The sequence below is a fragment of the Blastomonas sp. CCH9-A1 genome (assembly GCF_001557175.1).
Lineage (GTDB): Bacteria > Pseudomonadota > Alphaproteobacteria > Sphingomonadales > Sphingomonadaceae > Blastomonas > Blastomonas delafieldii_A.
The window spans coordinates 40,522-57,635 of sequence record NZ_LSHM01000012.1 but is presented as its reverse complement, the minus strand read 5'-3'; the positions used below and the strand labels follow the sequence as shown (position 1 = coordinate 57,635).

Annotated in this window: 19 protein-coding genes; 13 read left to right on the top strand and 6 right to left on the bottom strand. The window is 64.5% G+C overall.

What is annotated here, in order from left to right; all coding sequences use genetic code 11:
- Nucleotides 1-10: 10 nt before the first annotated feature.
- The 6 genes from trbK-alt to AX725_RS03570 are packed head-to-tail and all read left to right on the top strand — an operon-like array spanning nt 11 to nt 4,885.
- On the top strand, nt 11-394 hold the full coding sequence (gene trbK-alt / locus AX725_RS03595; RefSeq protein ID WP_075151007.1) for a putative entry exclusion protein TrbK-alt: 384 nt from the start codon (nt 11-13) through the stop codon (nt 392-394).
- Nucleotides 391-1,743: a P-type conjugative transfer protein TrbL gene (gene trbL, locus AX725_RS03590; protein WP_060977347.1), complete on the top strand. Its 1,353-nt coding sequence runs from the start codon at nt 391-393 to the stop codon at nt 1,741-1,743. Before trbK-alt ends, trbL begins: the two co-directional genes overlap by 4 nt.
- A 7-nt stretch (nt 1,744-1,750) precedes the next feature.
- Complete coding sequence (trbF, locus tag AX725_RS03585; RefSeq protein ID WP_060977348.1) at nt 1,751-2,434, top strand: conjugal transfer protein TrbF; 684 nt, start codon at nt 1,751-1,753, stop codon at nt 2,432-2,434.
- Entirely contained in the window at nt 2,431-3,453 is a 1,023-nt protein-coding gene (gene trbG, locus AX725_RS03580) for a P-type conjugative transfer protein TrbG (protein ID WP_060977349.1), read from the top strand. The genes trbF and trbG overlap by 4 nt, the downstream gene beginning before the upstream one ends.
- The gene (locus AX725_RS03575) at nt 3,453-4,676 is read left to right on the top strand and encodes a TraB/TrbI/VirB10 family type IV secretion system protein (protein WP_060977365.1); all 1,224 of its coding nucleotides are present in this window, start codon (nt 3,453-3,455) and stop codon (nt 4,674-4,676) included. The genes trbG and AX725_RS03575 overlap by 1 nt, the downstream gene beginning before the upstream one ends.
- On the top strand, nt 4,673-4,885 hold the full coding sequence (locus AX725_RS03570; protein WP_060977350.1) for a DUF2274 domain-containing protein: 213 nt from the start codon (nt 4,673-4,675) through the stop codon (nt 4,883-4,885). The genes AX725_RS03575 and AX725_RS03570 overlap by 4 nt, the downstream gene beginning before the upstream one ends.
- Before the next feature lie 16 nt (nt 4,886-4,901).
- Here AX725_RS03570 and AX725_RS03565 read toward each other — a convergent pair whose 3' ends face one another.
- The 6 genes from AX725_RS03565 to AX725_RS03545 form a co-directional block, all read right to left on the bottom strand.
- Nucleotides 4,902-5,207, bottom strand: a complete 306-nt coding sequence (locus AX725_RS03565; RefSeq protein WP_060977351.1) for a hypothetical protein — start codon at nt 5,205-5,207, stop codon at nt 4,902-4,904.
- Nucleotides 5,208-5,292: 85 nt separating this feature from the next.
- Complete coding sequence (locus AX725_RS03560; RefSeq protein WP_060977352.1) at nt 5,293-6,204, bottom strand: LysR family transcriptional regulator; 912 nt, start codon at nt 6,202-6,204, stop codon at nt 5,293-5,295.
- A gap of 106 nt (nt 6,205-6,310) precedes the next feature.
- Nucleotides 6,311-6,964 carry a hypothetical protein gene (locus AX725_RS03555; RefSeq protein WP_060977353.1) on the bottom strand — a complete coding sequence of 218 codons (654 nt, stop codon included), beginning with the start codon at nt 6,962-6,964 and terminating at the stop codon, nt 6,311-6,313.
- Nucleotides 6,965-6,980: 16 nt separating this feature from the next.
- A complete protein-coding gene (locus AX725_RS03550; protein WP_223811305.1) occupies nt 6,981-7,643 on the bottom strand; it encodes a HupE/UreJ family protein in 663 nt (220 codons plus the stop codon).
- A gap of 119 nt (nt 7,644-7,762) precedes the next feature.
- Nucleotides 7,763-8,152, bottom strand: a complete 390-nt coding sequence (locus AX725_RS20855) for a hypothetical protein (RefSeq protein ID WP_124811103.1) — start codon at nt 8,150-8,152, stop codon at nt 7,763-7,765.
- Between the two features lie 33 nt (nt 8,153-8,185).
- Nucleotides 8,186-8,452 carry a metal-sensing transcriptional repressor gene (locus AX725_RS03545; protein ID WP_060977355.1) on the bottom strand — a complete coding sequence of 89 codons (267 nt, stop codon included), beginning with the start codon at nt 8,450-8,452 and terminating at the stop codon, nt 8,186-8,188.
- 171 nt (nt 8,453-8,623) lie between these two features.
- Here AX725_RS03545 and AX725_RS03540 point away from each other — a divergent pair, with 171 nt between their 5' ends.
- From AX725_RS03540 to AX725_RS03510, 7 genes are all read left to right on the top strand, one after another.
- Nucleotides 8,624-9,988, top strand: coding sequence for an MFS transporter (locus tag AX725_RS03540; RefSeq protein ID WP_435653441.1), 1,365 nt, complete (start codon nt 8,624-8,626; stop codon nt 9,986-9,988).
- On the top strand, nt 9,985-10,425 hold the full coding sequence (locus tag AX725_RS03535; protein ID WP_150425505.1) for a hypothetical protein: 441 nt from the start codon (nt 9,985-9,987) through the stop codon (nt 10,423-10,425). The genes AX725_RS03540 and AX725_RS03535 overlap by 4 nt, the downstream gene beginning before the upstream one ends.
- 51 nt (nt 10,426-10,476) lie before the next feature.
- Nucleotides 10,477-11,745 (top strand): TolC family protein, encoded by a 1,269-nt coding sequence (locus tag AX725_RS03530; RefSeq protein ID WP_060977357.1) that lies wholly within the window; start codon nt 10,477-10,479, stop codon nt 11,743-11,745.
- Nucleotides 11,742-12,899 (top strand): efflux RND transporter periplasmic adaptor subunit, encoded by a 1,158-nt coding sequence (locus AX725_RS03525; RefSeq protein ID WP_060977358.1) that lies wholly within the window; start codon nt 11,742-11,744, stop codon nt 12,897-12,899. Before AX725_RS03530 ends, AX725_RS03525 begins: the two co-directional genes overlap by 4 nt.
- A complete protein-coding gene (locus tag AX725_RS03520) occupies nt 12,896-16,141 on the top strand; it encodes an efflux RND transporter permease subunit (RefSeq protein WP_060977359.1) in 3,246 nt (1,081 codons plus the stop codon). Before AX725_RS03525 ends, AX725_RS03520 begins: the two co-directional genes overlap by 4 nt.
- Before the next feature lie 69 nt (nt 16,142-16,210).
- The gene (locus tag AX725_RS03515; protein WP_060977360.1) at nt 16,211-16,543 is read left to right on the top strand and encodes a DUF190 domain-containing protein; all 333 of its coding nucleotides are present in this window, start codon (nt 16,211-16,213) and stop codon (nt 16,541-16,543) included.
- A 30-nt stretch (nt 16,544-16,573) separates the two neighbouring features.
- The gene (locus tag AX725_RS03510) at nt 16,574-17,056 is read left to right on the top strand and encodes an SRPBCC family protein (RefSeq protein ID WP_062344279.1); all 483 of its coding nucleotides are present in this window, start codon (nt 16,574-16,576) and stop codon (nt 17,054-17,056) included.
- The last annotated feature ends 58 nt before the right edge of the window (nt 17,057-17,114 follow it).

The window sequence follows — 17,114 nt, the reverse complement described above, 5'->3', positions numbered from 1 at the left end:
GAGAAGCCGCATGTCGCGCAATGCAAAGATCGCCGGTGTCGCCGCGCTCGGCGGCATCATGCTGGCCGTGGCGCTCGCGGGCTCGCGCGAACCGCATGAACCGCAGCTTGAAGCCGTCCTGCCCGTCCTTGAAGAAGGAGAGCAGGAGAAGCGGCTGGCGCGCGAACTGGAACGCTGCGCCACGCTCACCATGCCGGATTCCGGCTGCGAGGCGGCATGGGCGGAAAAGCGCCGCCGCTTCTTCGGCAAGGATGCCGACGCGCCCGCGCCGGGCGAGCATCCTGCGCTTCCCGCCGCATATGACAGCGACGGCAGCCGGGCTGACGAGGCGATCCGGCCGGAGCTTCCCGGCCCCTTTGTCCCCGCCGATCAGGCCGGGAGCACCGCGCCGTGAGTGACACCGGGATCGTCGATACCTTCCTCGACACCTTCACCAGCTACATCGACAGCGGCTTTGGCCTGCTCGGCGGCGAGGTCGGCTTCCTGTCCTCGACCCTTATCGCGATCGACGTGACCATCGCCGGGCTGTTCTGGGCCTGGGGCGCCGATGAGGACGTGATCCAGCGGCTGGTCAAGAAAACCCTCTATATCGGCGCCTTCGCCTTCATCATCGGCAATTTCCAGACACTGGCGACGATCCTGTTCGACAGCTTCGCGGGGCTGGGGCTCAAGGCGAGTGGCGATGCCCTCAGCCTCGCGGAGTTCATGAAGCCCGGCACGATCGCTGCAAAGGGTCTCGATGCGGCGCAGCCACTGATCGACGCGATGGAGGCCTATAACAGCCTCTGGTCGGTGTTCGCCAATCTCGCGATCATCGCCGTGCTGCTGCTCGCCTATCTGATCGTCGTCCTCGCCTTCTTCATTATCGCCATCCAGATATTCATCACCCTGATCGAGTTCAAGCTGGTGACGCTGGCCGGATTCGTCCTGCTGCCCTTCGCCTTCTGGAACCGCACCGCGTTCATGGCCGAAAAAGTGCTCGGCCATATCGTCTCCAGCGGGATCAAGGTGCTGGTGCTCGCGGTCATCACCGGGATCGGCACGACCCTGTTCAGCACGTTCACGGCGACGGTCGGTCCCGAACCCGACGCGCGGCAGGTTCTGGCGATCGCGCTCGGCGCGCTGTCGCTGCTCGGCCTGTCGATCTTCGGCCCCGGCATCGCCAACGGGATCGTCTCGGGCGGGCCGCAGCTCGGCGCGGGCGCGGCGGCCGGCACCGTGCTGGCGGCGGGCGGCGCGCTGGTCGGTGGCGCCGCCGCCGCGAAGCTCGGCGTCGGCGCTGCCGCCTCGACCATAGGCGCGACCGGGCGGATGGGTGCGGCAGCCGCGCAAGGCGGCGCGCGCATGGCGGGCGGCGCGGCGGGCGCCTACAGCGTCGGCTCGCTCGGCAGGAGCGGCGCGGGCGCTGTGGCGGGCGGCATGGCCGCTGTCGGACAGACGGCGGCGACCGGCGCCGTCAATGCCGCGCTCTCGCCGCTGCGCCGGATGGCCGGCAAGGCGAGCGCATCCATGAAGGACAACTTCCGCACAGGCGCCCGCGCCGGGCTGGGCGTCGCTCCCGCATCGGGAAGTCCCGCGCCCGCGGCATCGCCGGCAGCCCCGGCTTCCGCGCCGCCCGCATGGGCCTCGGCCATGAAGCAGCGCCAGTCCGCGACCCACGGCGCGACCGTCCTCGCTCACACGATGAAGGCCGGCGACAGCCACGGCGGCGGCGGCGGTCCCGACGTCAAGGAAAGGGAGTGATCCGAAAATGTTCCGACGACCCACCATCCGCTACGGCCAGACCCCCGAACCCGCGACGCCCTACCAGCGCGCCGCGCAGGTCTGGGACGACCGCATCGGTTCCGCCCGCGTGCAGGCGAAGAACTGGCGCCTTGCCTTCTTCGGCGCGCTCGCCCTGTCCGGTGGGCTCTCGGCCGGACTCGTCTGGCAATCCGCCCGCGGCCATATCGTGCCCTGGGTGGTGCAGGTCGATCGGCTCGGCGAAGCGCAGGCCGTCGCTCCCGCCGAAACCGGCTACCGCCCGACCGATCCGCAGATCGCGTTCCATCTCGCCCGGTTCATCGAGCAGGTCAGGGCGATCCCGGCCGATCCGGTCATCGTCCGGCAGAACTGGCTCAGGGCTTACGATTTCACGACCGACAAGGGCGCACTGGCGCTCAACGACTACGCGCGCGCCAACGATCCGATCGCACAGGTCGGCAAGGTGCAGGTCGCGGTGGACGTCTCCAGCGTGATCCGTGCCTCCGGCGACAGCTTCCGCGTCGCCTGGATCGAGCGGCGCTATCAGGACGGCAGTCTCGCCGAGACGACCCGCTGGTCGGCGATCCTCACTGTCGTTGTCCAGACCCCGCGCACCCCCGACGCGCTGCGCAAGAACCCGCTCGGCGTGTTCGTCAACGCCCTCAACTGGAGCAAGGAGCTGTCGCAATGACACGCATGTCCGCCCGCCATGCCGCCAGCGCGGTTATGTTATTGTCCGCAACCGCGCTGGCCGGCTGCGCCACCTCATCGGCGAAAGCGCCGAGCATCGCTTACGATGATCCACCGCGCGAGATCGCGGCCACGCCGGCCGCACAACCGCCACGCGTGGTCGAGGTGGTGACTATCCCCGAACCGCTGCCGCTTCCGGGCCAGTTGAAGCCGGTCACGCAAAGCGCCTCGCCGCGAGAAGCGACCGATCCGCGCCGCCGCGTCGGGGCCGCGAACGCGGCCGCCCGCGTGCAACCCACCCGCGACGGCTATGTGAACGCCATCCAGCAATATCCCTGGACCGAAGGCGCGCTTTATCAGGTATATACCGCGCCCGGCCAGGTGACGGACATCGCGCTTCAGGAGGGCGAGCAGCTCGTCGGGCCGGGGCCGGTCGCGGCCGGCGACACCGTGCGCTGGATCATCGGCGACACGGTGAGCGGCAGCGGCGCGACGGCGCGCGTGCATATCCTCGCGAAGCCCACGCGGCCCGACATTTTCACTAACCTCGTCATCAACACCGACCGGCGCACCTATCATATCGAACTGCGCGCGACGGCCTCGACCTATATGGCGTCGGTGTCGTGGACCTATCCGCAGGACGCGCTGATCGCCCTGCGCGGCGCAAACGCCGCCGCTGCCGCCTCGGCCCCCGTCGCCACCGGCATCGACATCGCGGCGCTCAATTTCCGCTACCGGATCGAGGGCGACCGCGTGCCGTGGAAGCCCGTGCGCGCCTTCGACGATTCCGCGCAGGTGTTCATCGAGTTCCCGGCCGGGATCTCGCAGGGCGAGATGCCGCCGCTGTTCGTGACCGGCGCGGCTGGCGACGCCGAGCTGGTCAATTACCGCGTGCAGGGGCGCTATATGGTGGTCGATCGCCTGTTCGCCAGCGCGGAATTGCGCCTGAGCGACAAGCGCACCGAGCGGCGCGTGCGAATCGTGCGCGACGGCGCGGACACGTCCCGCAGGGGGCGGTGATGGCCGATCCCACCAATACGCCCGTCCAGCCAGCGCCGCAGGCATCCCCCCAACCCGCATCCGCGAACCCCGCCGCCTTTCAGCTTCGCGGGCCTGCGCCGCGCGTCATGCGCCTTTCGAGGAAGGCGCTGGCGACGCTCGGCGTGGTCGCGGGGCTCGGTATCGGCGGCTCGCTCTGGTATGCGCTCGCGCCCAAAGGAGAACAGGCGGCGAAGGAACTCTACAATACCGACAGCCGCGCCGCATCCGAGACCATCACCTCGGGGCCGAAGGATTACGGCCAGGTCCCGAAGCTCGGCCCCAGGCTTCCCGGCGATCTCGGCGGCCCGATCGTCTCGGCGCAGCAGCGCGGGGAGAATGTGCCCGTGCCACCGGTCGGCGCGCAGCCCGATCCGCGCATCCAGGCCGCCGAAGCCGCTCGCCAGCGCATCGCCCAGGAACGCGATGCAGCCCGCACCAGCATGGTGTTCCTCGGCGGAAGCAGCGCCGGGACCGGTGCGATGCCGTCCTTGCCGAGCCTCGCCATCGCAGCGCCGGAGGCCGCAGCTCCGCAACCGTCAGAGGCTGCGCAGGGCGACCAAGCCGCCAAGCGGGCGTTCATGGCGCAAGCGACCAATCAGCGCACTGTCAGCGCCGAGCGGCTGACCGCGCCGGCCTCGCCCAACATTGTCCAGGCCGGCAGCATCATCCCCGCCGCGCTGATCACCGGCATCCGTTCCGACCTTCCCGGCCAGATCACCGCCCAGGTGACGCAGAACGTCTATGACAGCATCACCGGGCGCATCCTGCTCATTCCGCAGGGCGCGCGGCTGATCGGCGAATATGACAGCGAGGTCGCCGCGGGGCAGACGCGTGTGCTGCTCTCCTGGGACCGCCTCATCATGCCGGACGGGCGCTCGATCGTTCTCGAGCGCCAGCCCGGAACGGACGCCGCGGGATTTGCGGGGCTACAGGGTCGCGTCAATCAGCATTGGGGCAATCTGCTGAAAGCCGCCGCCGTCTCGACCTTGCTCGGCGTCGGCGCCGAGCTGGGGGCCGACAGCGAGGACGACCTCACCCGCGCGCTTCGGCGGGGATCGCAGGACACCATCAACCAGACCGGACAGCAGGTCGTGCGGCGGCAGCTCAATGTGCAGCCGACGCTCACCATCCGGCCGGGGCATCCGCTCAGGGTCGTCCTGACGAGAGATTTGATCCTCGAACCCATCGGAGCAACGCGATGACCAAACTCAAGCTGGGGCAGATCCCCGAGGACAAGCCCGTCAAGCTCGCCGTGGAACTGCCCGCGCCGCTGTTCGAGGATTTACGGCGCTACGGCGAGATTCTCGGCGAGGGCAGCCCGATCCCGCCCGCGCGCCTGATCGCGCCGATGCTGGAGCGGTTCATGGCCACCGACCGCGCCTTTCGCCGGCATCGCGCGCAGGGGGACTGAAAGCCCGTTCGCGTGGTCAATTGCCAAAGAACTTCTTGTGCCGCGCTCGGCCCTCCGCCTCGGTCACGGCCATCTCGGCATTGAAGCATTCGTCGCCGCGCGTCGAGCCTTCCGCGCACTGTGTCAGAACCTGCCGGGCCTCGTCGAGATGCGCCGCGAAATATTGCTTGCCGCGCGGCTCCGCGGGCGCGGCGACGGGCACAGGACTCGCGACCGCTGCTGCCGGTTCGGCCGGCGCGATCACCGGGCGCAGAACGAAACCCGCTCCGAACCCGACGATCAGCGTGACCAGCACGATGATGAGTGTCTTTCCCTGCGTCATGACGGCTCCTTTCTCCGGTTGCAAATCAGGCCGGCCGTTGGTTGCGATCCCGCCTGTTAACGTCGCATGTCACTGTCTCGCGCGGTCACGGGATGTCGAAGGACAGCGCATAGCGGTCGCGCACGAAGGCGAGGAAACGCCTCAGCGCGGGATTGGCGTTGTCCTTTCGCCAGTAGCCCGAATAGTTGATGAAGGCCGGTCCCTGCTCGCCCTGGACGGGGCGATAGATGACGTCGGGATAGCGAGCGCCCGTCGCGCCCTCGCAGACGATCGACACGCCCAGACCGCCGCCCAGCACGCTCAGGATCGCCTCGCGGCTGGCCTGATGCATCCTGATATCGGGAGGCTCGCCCGCCATCATCAGGCGGCCGAGCAGCAGGTCGCGGATTTCCGGGCCGGGATCGGCGGCAGGCAGCAGAAAGCGCTCGCGCCGCAAATCGGTCCAATGAACGGCCTCGCTTGCGGCAAGGGCATGATCTGCCGGCAACGCGGCCATGACACGCTCGTTCCACAACCCCTCACGCCGGAATCCGGCATGGCCCGCTTCGCCGACCAGGACCGCGATATCGATCTCGCCCGTATCGAGCCCCGCGAGCAGCGCGCCCCGGTCGGCTTCCACGCCGTCGATCTCGACATCGGGATTTGCCGCTCGCCAGCCCAGTATGGTGGCGCGCAGATGGCCGGCCGAGATCGCGCTGTTGTGTCCGATCATAAGTCCCCCCGCGCGGCCCTGGCCCGCCGCCCGCATCGTTGCCACCATCTTGTCCGCGTTCGCCACCATCGACCGCGCCGCGCGGATGAACTGCGCGCCGGCGAGCGTCATGCTGACGCCGCCCTGCGAGCGGTTGAAAATCCGTCCGCCGATCACCCGCTCCAGCTTCAGGATGGCCCGGCTCAACGTCGACTGCTCCACGTCCAGCACCCTGGACGCGCGATAGAAGCTGCCATGATCCGCCGCGGCGATGGCGTAGCGAAGTTGGCGAATGTCGAAAGGCATATCTATTTCTTCAATCCGACATGGTCAGTACAATCTGAATGGCCGATACCGAGTATAACTCGGTATCGGCTGTAGAATCCCAAGGAAGGCACTCTGTTTTTATGCGCTAGATTAGCCGCTTTATGTCGGCATACTGGCCTTGAGTTTCCAGAAGCACGGTCACTTCGGCATCACCCCGATTGCGCCAATACCAACCATGATTGCCGTTAAACGCAGCCGTAATTACGCCTTCGCCCCTGGAAAGGCCGCGCTTCTTTTCGTAGCTGATCGATTGTCCGCCGCCGTCACCGTGGAGGTCGACATTCACGGCTCCGCCTTGAACGGTCCAGACGAAGCTCGCCTTTTCCCCTCGTTTCATCACGAGCTTCACCTCTGCACCCTCGCCGGGTTTCAGAGTGACGCTCATCCGATCAGTCCGGCCCGGCGCAGCGTCGACTGCGGGCGGGGCGTCGGCGCTCTGCCCAGGGGCGATGGTTCTTCCTGATGCAGCGGCCTCGATGATGGCCCTGCTTCTGGCATCATTCGCGGCGGTATCAACTTTCCTGTCCGCTTCGGCCTCTTCGGCGAGTTGGCGCTTTATATCCCCCATATCAGTGAAACCGAGCGCGCGGCCGATTCCGGTAGGATCGACACCATATTCGGCCGGGAGCACGATCGTGACGAGGAGCGCGACGGCTGTCACGGCAGCGATCACGGTCGAACGGATAAGCTGGCCGGATGACGGCAGTTCGGCTTGTGAGGGTATGGGCGAGTTATACATGGTTCAAATCCTTTGATCAGGCGACGACCCAGCCGGTGAGCTGATATCCGATCAGCACGAACCCGGCGGTCATCATCACGACGTTGGCGGTGTAGGCATGACGCCAGAAGCTCGGCGTTCGGCGCCAGAAGCCCATGATGATCAGAATGGCGGCGAGCGCGAGCAACTGACCGAGTTCGACGCCGACATTGAAGGCCAGCAGGTTAGGCAGCAGGCCGTCGGGAGAAATCTCATAGTCGATGATCTTGTTCGCCAAGCCGAAGCCGTGGCAGAAACCGAATATCAGCGTTGCAGCCTTGGTGTTCGGCTGGAAGCCGAACCAGCGTTGGAACGCCCCAAGGTTGTCGAGCGCCTTATAGACGATCGAAAAGCCGATGATCGCGTCAATAATATAGCTGTTGATGCCGAAGTCGAAGAAAACGCCCAGCAGCATGGTCGTCGAATGGCCGATCGCGAACAGGCTGACATAGATCGCGATATGCTTCATCCGATAGAGGAAGAAGATGATCCCGAACAGAAATAAAATATGATCGTATCCCGTCACCATATGTTTGGCGCCGAGATACATAAACTCCAGCAGGTGAACCCCGCTGATCTCCTGGATATAGCCCTTATCGCCTTCGGCGACGGCATGGGCGAAGGCGGTGCCGGTCCAAAGAACGAGGCTCAGCCCGGTCAAGAACAATAACAATAGGAGCCGGGAGGACGCACGTCGTCCGTGCGCCGGCTCAGTAAAAGCCTGTATCATGAGAATACCTGTCTATCTATGTGAATTGCCGCGCTGGCGCGGCGTCGCGGTCACATCGAGGACAGGTACTCCGGGGGGCGGTCCATAGGGTCGCTGTTGCGGCCGCTCAATATCGGTCCGGCCTGAGGTGGCCATCCCTGTTGCACAAGAGGGAGATCGACGCCTGACTGGGCAACACCGATAGGCGTATCATGGCTATGGTCGGCCGGGTTATGCCCATGCACATGGCCACGCACGCGCTCGCCATCATCGCCGTCGTCATGGATGTGGCCGTGGGCAGCGGATTGCTGCTTTAATTCGGCATGGCGTTCTGCCTCCGCAGCGAGCGTTGCACTAGGGGCGTGGCGTGCAATAGCCTGACAAGCGGAAAGTTGCACAGCAAAGGCGAGCAGGCCCAACAGAAAGCGGCGGAATGTTTGACTTGAAAACAGTGTGGACATGGCTCCGTCGCTGTTCTTTCCCGGCTGCGTCGGTTAGAGATATTTAGAGATAGCTTGAAACTCAGCCATCGCCTTTTCGCCGTGCGCCGGATCGCCACCGATGCAGTGGCTGAGGTGATCCTGGATCAAGGTTCGCTTGGCGGTCGCGATCGCCTTTTCGACCGCCTGCAATTGCATGGCGATATCGGAGCAGGATCGTCCGTTCTCGATCATGTCCACGATGCTGCGTAAATGACCGGTAGCCCGGTTGAGGCGTTTGACGATTGCGGGATGGGTCGAGTGAGGATGGGGATGGGACATCTTCTTATCATCGTTACCTAAGGTCATGCTGTCGAGACGTAGTTTTCGGTTCACCGACCGCCAGGTAGGAATTTGATCATGATGCCACCGACCGAAAGAGCGATCGACACCAGTCCTTTATTGACCTTTTAACCGCAACGAGGATAAAGGCAAGTATCCCCCTGGGGGGATATGCCCGACTCGTTGGAAACCATGCTCGCCGTTCTTGCGAACCGAACCTACCGGCATCTGCTGCTCGCCCAGGTCATCGCCCTGGTCGGGACCGGCCTTGCGACCGTGGCGCTCGGCTTGCTGGCCTACGATCTCGCTGGCGGCAATGCGGGCGCTGTCTTGGGAACAGCTCTCGCTATCAAGATGGTCGCCTATATCGGGATTGCGCCCATCGCCGGGGCCTTTGCTGATCGCGTCCCGCGCAGGGCGCTGCTCGTTTCTCTGGACCTCGTGCGCGCGGCCGTTGCGATCTGCCTGCCCTTCGTGAGCGAGATTTGGCAAATCTATGTCCTGATCTTCGTGCTCCAGGCTGCCTCGGCGGCATTTACGCCGACCTTCCAGGCGACCATTCCCGACGTCCTGCCCGATGAGCGCGACTATACCCGCGCGCTCTCGCTGTCGCGCCTCGCCTATGACATGGAGAATATCACCAGCCCGATGCTGGCGGCCGCCTTGTTGACCGTGATCAATTTCCATTGGCTGTTTTCCGGCACGGCGATCGGTTTCATCGGTTCGGCGCTGCTAGTCGTTTCGGTCATTCTGCCGCGCGCCGAGCGGTCAGCAGATCGGCAGGAAAGCCTCTATGCCAAGACCACGCGCGGGATGCGTATCTACCTCCAGACGCCGCGCTTGCTCGGTCTGCTGGCGATTACCTTGTCCGCCGCCGCCGCCAGCTCTATGGTAATCGTCAACACCGTGGTCATCGTCCAGAGCTTACTCGGGATGGCCCAACGCGACGTGGCGCTGACTCTGGCAGCTTATGGTCTGGGTTCGATCGCCGCAGCCCTGCTTCTGCCCCGATTGCTCGACAGGATCGATGATCGAAGGGTTATGGTCGGTGCAGCTGTCGCCCTGTCTGTGGGCCTCGGCGCAATGACCTGGATCAGTATCGCCGTTCCGGTCGGTCCTTCGTACTGGCACATGTTGCTCGCTGGTTGGGTCGTGCTGGGGATCGCATATTCGATGAGCGTCACGCCTTCGGGGCGGTTGCTCAAACGATCGGCCAATGCAGAAGACAGGCCGGCGCTGTTTGCCGCACAGTTTGCTCTCAGCCACATATGCTGGCTGATATGCTATCCGCTGGTTGGTCAACTCGGCGCCAATATCTCCATGACCGCTGCGTTCGGTGCGATGGCGATTTTTGCAAGTGCGGGCACGATTTTTGCCTTGCTATTTTGGCCGTCTGACGACCCCGATGTCGTGCCGCACGAGCATGACGATCTACCGAAGGATCATGAGCATATTCGTCTATATCATACGGGCGACGGTGCCGCACACGCCTATATGATCGACGATCTCCACCCGCATTGGGCGAGGCGGGCATGAGGGCCGTTCGCTGTCTTGCGGGAAGGTCGGGATTGCCGATTTGCGCATTTGCCGATAGTAAAAAGAAGATGCGCCTCGGCCAACGCCATGTCCTTCATGCAAAAGCCGCCAATCGATACCTCATCGTTGGCGCGCTGTTGGCCATGCTAGCGATGCTCAACGTGCTCGGCTTGAATGCTTGGCACAGTTCGATGGCCGGCCATGATGAGACGAGGATCGAAAGCGCTCTTGTCCAGCATGATGACGATAGTCCGTCCATGCCGGAAGTCGATCTTCATAAGGCGACCCACACGGTCATTCATGGGTTGGCGGACATCGTGCCTAGCACTGGCATGACTGCTACTTTCTTCGCCGTTTCAGGCGACTGGTTCGTTTCCAAAGACTTCGTCATCAGCGGTCTTTTACCGGAAGCCCTTCTGCGTCCCCCACGAGGCTGATGCCCGCGCGCCGACCGGCGTTCCGCAAGCATAACCTCAAGGAAAATCCAAATGACCGATTATATCGGCCAACGGCGCGTTCGCGTGGCGCTGTTTGGCCTGTTCACGGCGGCCGGCGGCCTGATGTGCACAAGTGTAAACGCGCAAACCGCCCCGCCTTTCGCAGAACTCTTTCGCGAGACACAGGAAGCGCCGCGTCAGGTGATCCTGGAAGCAGATGTCGAACGCGCCGAGGGCCTGGCCCGGCAAGCACGGGCACGGCCCAATCCCAGCATTGGGGTGATGACCGAGAACATCGCCGGTCAACAGCCCTATAGAGGTTTCGACCGGGCCGAGAGCACACTGCAACTCAACCAGGTCATCGAGCTGGGCGGCAAACGCTCCGCGCGCATTGCGGCTGGCGAAGCGGGAGTCGTAGCCGCTCGCGCCAGGAGCAGGGATGGTCGCCTGGCCTATGCCTATGATCTTGCCCGCGCTTACGGCGCGGCGGAGATCGCTGATCGACGAATCACTCTGGCGGAAGATGAAGTCGAGGAGGCCGAGACTGACCTGCGTGCTGCACGCGCGCTCGTTGGGGCTGGAAAGGAAGCGCGGCTGCGCAGCCTTCAGGCCGAGACCGAGGTCAATTCTTTACGGGCATCCGTGGACACGGCGAAGGCCGAGCGGGTCGGCGCCTATGCGCGCCTTTCCGCGCTTGCTGGTCAGACGACACCGTTCACTACCTTGTCCGAACCTCTCCTGGGAAGGTTCGAGGCGCGGTCCGGCTATGGTCCCGTGGACCCGATGCAGACCGCACCTTACCTCGCCGCCAAGGCTGAGCGAGAGGCGGCAGCGCATCGTGTGATCGTGGCACGGCGTCAAGCAGTGCCGGACGTGACGGCGTCAGTCGGCGTCCGTCGTTTGGAAGTCGACAAGGCCAATGCGATCATCGCGGGGATAACTGTCCCCTTTCCGCTGTTCGATCGCAATCGCGGGAACATTGCCGCCGCCCAGGCGGAGCTACGCGGCGCGGAAGCGCGGGCAAATGCTACCTTGCTAGAATTGGAAGCAGAAATCAGCGCCGCTGTCGCCCTCAACGAAGCGGCGGACGCGCGTGTCGCAGCGGCCGAACAGACGCTGCGAACGGCAGACGAGACCTACCGGCTTGCTCGCATCGCCTACGAGTCCGGCAAGTCGCCCCTGATCGAACTCATCGCGGCAAGGCACGGGCTGGGACTTGCGCGCGGGGTCGTTCTCGACGCTGCCGCTGCCCGCCTCGATGCCCGCGCCAATCTCGCCCGTCTCCAGGGCCTCACCATCACCGGAGAACCGGTCCAATGAACGACAAGAACCGCCTCTATGCCGGTGCCGCCCTTGGGCTGGTCGCCGCCGCCGCGCTCGGCTTCGGTGCCGCGCGCCTCACGCAGCCTTCCGCCTCTGCTCCGGCAGCAGAAACGGAGTCGCAAGCTTCGGCTGCACCAACCGATACGATAGCCATATCGCAGCAGGGCATCGCCGCGTCACAGATCGGCATTGCTCCCGCCGCGTCCGGTGAACTGGACGCGGCGATCCCGGCCGCCGCCACGGTTGAAGCTACGCCGGATGCCGAGGCGGTGTTGACCGCAAGAGCGCCCGGCACCGTGACCCGAATCTTCAAGCGGATCGGCGATCCCGTCGGGCAAGGTGAAACCCTCGCTCTCGTTGAGAGCCGGGATGCTTCGACGATCGCCGCCGATCAGGCGGCGGCGGCGGCGCGCGTCACGCTCGCCAACCGCCAGCTCGCGCGTGAGCGGGGCTTGCTGGCGCAAGGTGTGAGTCCGAGAGCTGACTATGAAGCCGCCGAAGCGAATCTCGCCGTCGCACAGGCCGATGCCCGCCGGGCGAGCGCGGCTGCGGGCGCAGCAAGGGTGTCGAGAGACGGCCGCTCGGTCGCGGTGGTGAGCCCGGTCAGTGGCCGCATCACGTCGGCTCCCGCCAATCTCGGCCAGTTCGTCGCTGCGGAAACCGAACTGTTCCGCGTTGCCGATCCGCGCCGTCTGCAAATCACGGCCAGCATTCCTCCGGCAGACGCCGGGCGCGTGCGCACAGGCGATCGCGTCGAACTCACCGTCAGCGACGGCCGCACCATCGAGGGCCGCGTCCGGTCCGCGACCGGCGTGATCGATCCGCAGAGCCGGGCAGCGACCGTCGTCATCGAGCCGAAGGGTGACGCGGGCTTGCTCGCTCCGGGGCAGCTCGTCCAGGCGCGCATTTTTGCGAGCGGCGGTGCCGTCAAAGATGGCGTTATGGTGCCGCAGGATGCCGTGCAGACGATCGGGGATCGCACCGTCGTCTTCGTTCGGACCCGTGACGGCTTCAAGGCGCAGACGGTCCAGGCCGGCAGCCGCAGCGGCGGGCTCGTTGCCATCGTCTCCGGCCTCAAGGCCGGGACGCCGATCGCCACCACCAACGCTTTCCTGCTGAAAGCCGAACTCGAAAAGGAGTCGGCGGAATGATCGCGCGTATCCTCAGCCTCTCGGTGAGGGGGCGATGGTTCGTCGCCTTCCTCGTCCTCATCATCGTCGGCATCGGCGCATGGCAAATCACCAAACTGCCGATCGACGCCGTGCCCGACGTCACCAACCGTCAGGTGCAGATCAACACCTTCAATCCGACGCTTGGTCCCGTCGACATGGAAAAGCAGGTCACGTTTCCGGTCGAAACCGCGTTGGCCGGTATTCCCGGCCTCACCCTGACCCGATCACTGACGCGCAACGGATTCAGCCAGGTGACGGCGGTATTCACCGACGACACCAACATCTATTTCGCGCGGCAGCAAGTGACCGAACGGCTCGCCCAGGCAAGGGATAGCCTGCCTGCCGGCGTCCAGCCCAATCTGGCGCCGCTCAGCACCGGCCTCGGGGAGATTTTCTTCTACTCGGTCGCCTTCCGCCATCCCGACGGGAAGGGCGTGAAGATCGAGAACGGAAAGCCCGGCTGGCAGTCGGACGGCAGCTATCTCACGCCCGAAGGCGAGAAGCTGACGACCGAACTCGCCAAGGCGGCTTATCTGCGGACGGTGCAGGACTGGATCATTCGCCCGCAGATGCGGACGGTGCAGGGCGTGGCCGGCGTCGATTCCAACGGCGGCTATGTGAAGCAGTATCTCGTCCAACCCAACCTCAATGCGCTGGCTTCCTATGGTCTCTCGATCACGGAGCTGGCAGACTCGCTGGAGCGGGCCAACCTCTCTGCCGGTTCCAATTACATTCGGCGGGCCGGTGAAAGTTTCCTTGTCCGCGCCGACGCACGCCTCAAGTCGATCCAGGACATTGAGGAGGCGGTCGTAGCCACGCGCGCCGGCGTGCCGGTGCGTGTGAAGGATGTCGGTCACGTCGAGATCGGTGGCGCGGTCCGCACCGGCTCGGGCAGCCGCATGGGATCGGAGGCGGTCATTTCGACCGTGCTGATGCTGACCGGCAGCAACAGCCGGATCGTTGCCACCAGCGCGGCAGACAAGCTCACGGAAATCAACCGGGCACTTCCACCCGACGTCTTCGCGGAGCCCGTTTACAATCGTTCCAAGCTCGTCAACGCCACCATCGCCACTGTCGAGAAGAATCTCGTCGAAGGCGCTTTGCTCGTCATCGTCGTCCTGTTCCTGCTGCTGGGCAATATCCGTGCAGCGCTCATCACCGCGGCAGTGATCCCGATCACCATGCTCATGACCGCTACCGGCATGAACAGGCTCGGCGTGTCGGGAAACCTCATGAGTCTCGGCGCGCTCGACTTCGGCTTGATCGTCGACGGCGCGGTCATCATCGTGGAGAACGCGCTCAGACGCCTTGCGGAGCGGCAGGAGCATGAAGGACGGCTTCTTACCCGATCCGAACGCATGGAGGAAACCACACTCGCCGCACAGGAGATGATCCGGCCGACCGTCTATGGCCAGCTCATCATCTTCCTGGTCTTCGTGCCGCTGCTCACCTTCCAGGGCGTCGAGGGTAAGACCTTCGCGCCGATGGCGATCACCCTGATGGTGGCGCTCGCGTCCGCCTTCGTGCTGTCGCTGACCTTCGTGCCCGCCATGATCGCGCTCGTGATCACCGGCAAGGTCAGCGAGACGGAGGTGAAGCCGATCCGCTGGTTCAAGGAGAAATACGCGCCACTCCTGACCAAAGCGGTGGCGCATCCACTGCCGTTTGTCGCCAGTGGCGCGGGCGTGTTCGTGGCGGCGATATTCGCCTTCGGCCTGCTCGGCGAGGAGTTCATGCCGCAGCTCGACGAGAAGGACATCACCGTTACCAACTTCCGCGTGCCCTCGGCCTCAATCGACCAGTCGACGCAGATGCAGCTTCAGATAGAAAATGCGCTGAAATCGCTACCGGAGGTGGCATTGGTCTTTTCCAAGAACGGCAACGCCGACCTTGGCACCGACCCGATGCCGCCCAACGCCTCGGACACCTATGTCATCCCCAAGCCCGAGGATGAGTGGCCGGCCGAGGTCAAGTCGAAGGAGGACATCCTTAAGCGAATCGAGGAACGGATGAAGCCGCTGATCGGCAATCGCACCGAGATTCAGCAGCCCATTCAGATGCGCTTCAACGAACTCATCGCCGGCGTGCGCGCGGATGTCGCGGTCAAGCTCTATGGCGACGACCTCGGCGCGATGAGTGCCCAGGCCAACCGGATCGCCGGTATCCTTCGCTCGATACCGGGCGCCGGTGACGTCAGCGCAGAGCAAACATCGGGTGCGCCGACCTTCGACGTTAAGATCGATCGGCAGGCTGCGGCGCGTTACGGCCTGTCGGTCGAGGAGGTGGCGAACACCGTCGCCGCCGCGCTCGGCGGGCGCGAGGCCGGGCTGCTGTTCGAGGGCGATCGGCGCTTCTCAGTGGTGGTGCGACTGCCGGACGCGCAGCGCGACGATCTGGAAACGCTTGGCGCGATTCCGGTCATGCTGCCCGCAGGACCGGGCGAGGTCGCGCGCTCGATCGCGCTGCGCGAGGTGGCACGGTTCAGCTACACACAAGGGTTGAACCAGATCAGCCGTGAGAACGGCAAGCGCATGGTCGTCGTGCAGGTCAATGTGCGCGGTCGCGATCTCGGGGGCTTCGTCACCGAAGCCCAGGAGAAGATCGGCCAGCTCAATCTGCCCGCTGGCATGTATACCGATTGGGGCGGCACGTTTGAAAGCCTCCAGTCGGCACGTTTGCGCCTGCTGATTGTGGTTCCGATCTGCTTCCTCGCCATTTACGCACTGCTTTACATGGCGCTCGGCGGCTTCGTGCCGGCGGCGATCGTGTTCTCGGCAGTGCCGATGGCGCTGGCGGGTGGGGTGTTTGCGCTGCTGTTGCGTGGCATACCCTTCTCGATCACGGCGGCGGTTGGGTTCATCGCCCTGTCGGGCGTCGCCGTGCTCAACGGCCTCGTCATGATGAGCGCGATCCGAAAGCGGCGTGACGATGGCGTCGATGAGGATGAAGCGATCATCGGCGGCGCGATGGAACGTGTCCGGCCAGTGCTGATGACCGCATTGGTCGCCAGCCTCGGCTTCGTGCCGATGGCGCTCGCCACGGGCACCGGCGCCGAGGTGCAGCGTCCGCTCGCGACAGTCGTGATCGGGGGCCTCATCACCTGCACGGCGCTCACCCTGCTGGTCCTGCCGGCGATCACTGCGCTCATGTCCCGCTACATGGCCGGGCGCGGGCAAAGGGATGAGCGCGCAGAGCCGCATGAGCCCTTGCCGGCCAACTAGCAAGAGGGGCCGGCGGCGAACCGCAAACGTCGTCGGCCCCTCGACACGAAACGAAGAGAGGACAGCGTTATGACAGCCAAATCCTATTCCTTGCTCCGTATCTTCACCGATGAACTGGCGATGAGCGGCGACCGTCCCGTGTTCGAGGTGATTCTGGAGAAGGCGAAAGCGCATAAACTGCTTGGAGTGACGGTCCTGAACGGGCGTGTCGGCTTCGGGCATTCCAAACTGATTCATGCCTCTGGCTTCCTCGATCGCAATGATCCCCTGGTCGTTGAAATCGTCGACGAAGACGAGCGCCTTCGGACGTTCGTGACGGAGATCAACACCATACGTAGCATCGGGCTCATCACGATCGCGCCGGTCGAGACATTGCTCGGCGCGCGCGACGATCAAGCCTGAAAAGGCCGTCGAGACGTCGGGAGCTGAGCCATGTTCACCGTCGAGAATGAAACCGTCATCCACACGTCGCTTCCGCGGGTTTGGACCGCCATCACGAGGTTTGACGATTACCCTCGCTGGCATCCTTTCGTCAGAATAACCGGTTCGCTGACGTCGGATACAAAGGTCGATTATTCGTTCCGCATGAAGACAGGCAATGCGCCTTTCCGAACCGTCGATGCCCGCATTGTAACGGTAGATGAGCAGCGGTGCTTTGCCCTGCGCTTCGGTCTGGGAAAGCTTTTCGCACTGGAGGAAAGCTACCTGCTCTCTGCAATCCCCCCAGGCGCGCGCGTGGTCCACAGTTTCCGCTGCACGGGGCTTTTATCCTTGCTGCCGCTCAAAGGTGCGAAGCGACTTTTCGGTTCGTTGCTCAGGGCCGAGGACCGCTTGCTCGCGCGGCATCTTGCGCTCCGCAGGCCGTCAACTGCACCCAGGCGTCGCGCCAGGAAGGGCTTTCGCTCCGGTGCTTAAAATCGAGATTGGTTCGGGCCTGCCCCTTGAGGTCTGAACCACGCCGCGGGCGCTCGCC

Coding starts and splice junctions, on each gene's coding strand:
- trbK-alt (WP_075151007.1), top strand. CDS start 11: ATGTCGCGCAATGCAAAGATCGCCGGTGTCGCCGCGCTCGGCGGCATC.
- trbF (WP_060977348.1), top strand. CDS start 1,751: ATGTTCCGACGACCCACCATCCGCTACGGCCAGACCCCCGAACCCGCG.
- trbG (WP_060977349.1), top strand. CDS start 2,431: ATGACACGCATGTCCGCCCGCCATGCCGCCAGCGCGGTTATGTTATTG.
- AX725_RS03575 (WP_060977365.1), top strand. CDS start 3,453: ATGGCCGATCCCACCAATACGCCCGTCCAGCCAGCGCCGCAGGCATCC.
- AX725_RS03570 (WP_060977350.1), top strand. CDS start 4,673: ATGACCAAACTCAAGCTGGGGCAGATCCCCGAGGACAAGCCCGTCAAG.
- AX725_RS03565 (WP_060977351.1), bottom strand. CDS start 5,207: ATGACGCAGGGAAAGACACTCATCATCGTGCTGGTCACGCTGATCGTC.
- AX725_RS03560 (WP_060977352.1), bottom strand. CDS start 6,204: ATGCCTTTCGACATTCGCCAACTTCGCTACGCCATCGCCGCGGCGGAT.
- AX725_RS03555 (WP_060977353.1), bottom strand. CDS start 6,964: ATGTATAACTCGCCCATACCCTCACAAGCCGAACTGCCGTCATCCGGC.
- AX725_RS20855 (WP_124811103.1), bottom strand. CDS start 8,152: ATGTCCACACTGTTTTCAAGTCAAACATTCCGCCGCTTTCTGTTGGGC.
- AX725_RS03545 (WP_060977355.1), bottom strand. CDS start 8,452: ATGTCCCATCCCCATCCTCACTCGACCCATCCCGCAATCGTCAAACGC.
- AX725_RS03540 (WP_435653441.1), top strand. CDS start 8,624: ATGCCCGACTCGTTGGAAACCATGCTCGCCGTTCTTGCGAACCGAACC.
- AX725_RS03535 (WP_150425505.1), top strand. CDS start 9,985: ATGAGGGCCGTTCGCTGTCTTGCGGGAAGGTCGGGATTGCCGATTTGC.
- AX725_RS03530 (WP_060977357.1), top strand. CDS start 10,477: ATGACCGATTATATCGGCCAACGGCGCGTTCGCGTGGCGCTGTTTGGC.
- AX725_RS03525 (WP_060977358.1), top strand. CDS start 11,742: ATGAACGACAAGAACCGCCTCTATGCCGGTGCCGCCCTTGGGCTGGTC.
- AX725_RS03520 (WP_060977359.1), top strand. CDS start 12,896: ATGATCGCGCGTATCCTCAGCCTCTCGGTGAGGGGGCGATGGTTCGTC.
- AX725_RS03515 (WP_060977360.1), top strand. CDS start 16,211: ATGACAGCCAAATCCTATTCCTTGCTCCGTATCTTCACCGATGAACTG.
- AX725_RS03510 (WP_062344279.1), top strand. CDS start 16,574: ATGTTCACCGTCGAGAATGAAACCGTCATCCACACGTCGCTTCCGCGG.